This is a genomic window from Streptomyces sp. WELS2 (assembly GCF_013870595.1).
GTDB lineage: Bacteria > Actinomycetota > Actinomycetes > Streptomycetales > Streptomycetaceae > Streptomyces.
Genome location: NZ_JACBWZ010000922.1, coordinates 1 through 2,286 on the forward strand (window position 1 = coordinate 1; position 2,286 = coordinate 2,286).

A 2,286-nucleotide genomic window follows, 5' to 3' on the forward strand; every position below is an offset into this window, starting at 1 on the left:
TCGGCGCTCGGCGCCCCCCGCAACTCCCGGAGCCCGGCGTCCCCGCGGCTCCCGCCGCTCAGCGCAGCCCGTCGAAGGCGACGTCCAGATGGCGGGGCCCGCGCAGCACGGCGTTCTCCCGGTACGGCGGCGGGTCCTCCACCAGGCGGGGGTTCTCCAGCCGCCGGGCCAGCTCGGACAGCGCGATCTGGGTCTCCAGACGGGCCAGCGGGGCGCCGAAGCAGCTGTGGATGCCGCTGCCGAAGCCGAGGTGCCGGATGTCCCCGCGGTCCGGGTCGAACCGGTCGGGATCCTTGAACCGCTCCGGGTCCCGGTTGCCCGCGGCCAGCATCAGCCAGATCCGCGAGCCCTTCGGGATGGTGACCCCGCGCACCTCGATGTCGGTGATGCAGGTGCGCTGCGGCACCAGCTGCACCGGCGGTTCGTAGCGCAGCAGCTCCTCCACGACGGGGACCGACAGCCCCGGGTCCGCGCGCAGCCGCCCGAGGACCTCCGGGTGGCGCAGCAGGGTCAGCATGCCGTTGGTGATCAGGTTGACCGTGGTCTCGTGACCGGCGATCAGCAGCAGCACCGAGGTGCTGAGCACCTCCATCATCGTCATGGAGCCGTCCGGGCCCCGGCTCTTGACCAGGTCGGACAGCAGATCGTCGCGGGGTTCCCGGGCCCGCTCCTCGACCAGCCCGGACAGATACATGCCGAGCCGCATCCGCGCCTCCTGCGCGGTCTGCCGGTACTCCGCCTCCTGGGGGCCGCCCGGCCTCTTCTCCGGGTCCAGGCTCGCGACCAGCGGGTCCACCCAGGTGCGGAAGGTCGGCTCGTCCTCCCGGGGCACCCCGAGCAGTCGGCAGATCACCGTCACCGGGAAGGGGTAGGCGAACTGGTCGACCAGGTCGACTTGGCGGGCGTCGCCGAAACCGTCGATCAGCTCGGTGACGATCTCCCGCATCGCGCCGCGCATGCCCTCGATCCGGCGCGGCCGGTGCGGCGGCCCGAACCCGGTGTTGGCGATGCGGCGCAGCCGGTCGTGCTCGGGCGGGTCCAGCCGCAGGAACGACGGCGGCAGCCCGCCCGTCTCCTCCGGCTCGCCCGGTCCGTCCGCACCGGCGGCGGCCAGATTCGTGGCGTCGGAGCTGATCCGCGGATCGTGCAGCAGCGCCTCGATGTCGTAGTACGAGCTGATGAGGTACGGGCCGTCCTCCTCCTCGTGGAGCACCGGTGTGCGGCGCAGCTCCGCGTACAGCGGATAAGGGTCGGCGCGGTTGCCGAAATCGGTGATCTGGCGGGCCAGCGAGGCGTGCGGCATGGCGGTTCCTTGACAGCGTCGGGACCGGCGGGTCAGTGCCGGGTGGGGTGGAAGACCAGCTGCTGGTCGGCCGGCGAGTAACCGCTGAGGGTCACCATCGGGCCGTGGGTCGGCAGCGACGGGTCCGGGAAACCGGCCGGCACCGGCTGCCGGCCCTCCGGACGGCGGTCCAGTGTCGGGAACTCCACCGGGAACGGCGCGCCCCGCTCGATCTGCCGCTGGTAGAACTCCAGCCAGCGCGCGTTGTCGAAGGTCACGGCGGCCACGACCCGCCCCTGGTGGCCGTAGACCCCGACGAACCGGCGCTCCGCGAGCGAGCCCTGCGTGATCATCAGCTGTTCGCCCATGGGCGGTACGCCGACCGACTTGATGTTGACCCCGAACATCGACGACCAGAACGCGGGCATCCACAGGTGCGGGCGCCGGTCGGAGCCGTCGCAGATCATGTTGTGCGCGGCCGTCTCCGCCTGCGCGACGGCGTTGCCCCAGTGCTCCAGCGACAGGAACTGGTAGCCGAACAGCGCGTGCGGTGAGCGCGCCACGTCGCCCGCCACGAAGACGTCGTCCGTGACGATGCCCCGGAAGTCGAAGGCCCGGCAGCCCGCGTCACAGGCGACGCCCCGCGGCCCCGCGCCCAGCCCCGACCCGGTCAGCCACTCGGTGTTGCGCAGCGACCCCAGCGACACCACCACCACGTCCGCCTCGACCACGCTCTCGTCGGACAGGTGGACGGCCCGCACCCTGCCGGCCGTGTCCCCCTCCAGGGCGGTCACCGTGACATGGGTGCGCAGGTCCACGCCGTGTTCCGTCGCGAGATCCGCCGCGACCGAGCCGACCACCCCGCCGAGCGCGCCCACCAGCGGCGCCCCCGCCCGCTCGGCCATGGTGACCGGCAGGCCCATCTCCCGGCAGGCCGAGGCCACCTCCGAACCGGCGAACCCGGCGCCGATGACGAACACCCGCCGCGGCCCCGCCCGCAGAGG

The 2,286-nt window shown here is 73.1% G+C and carries 2 protein-coding genes; both read right to left on the bottom strand.

What is annotated here, in order from left to right:
* Positions 1–58: 58 nt before the first annotated feature.
* The gene (locus H5J33_RS31785; RefSeq protein ID WP_181798205.1) at positions 59–1,303 is read right to left on the bottom strand and encodes a cytochrome P450; all 1,245 of its coding nucleotides are present in this window, start codon (positions 1,301–1,303) and stop codon (positions 59–61) included.
* A gap of 32 nt (positions 1,304–1,335) precedes the next feature.
* On the bottom strand, positions 1,336–2,286 hold a 951-nt coding region (locus H5J33_RS31790; protein WP_220212943.1), incomplete at its 5' end, for an FAD-dependent oxidoreductase.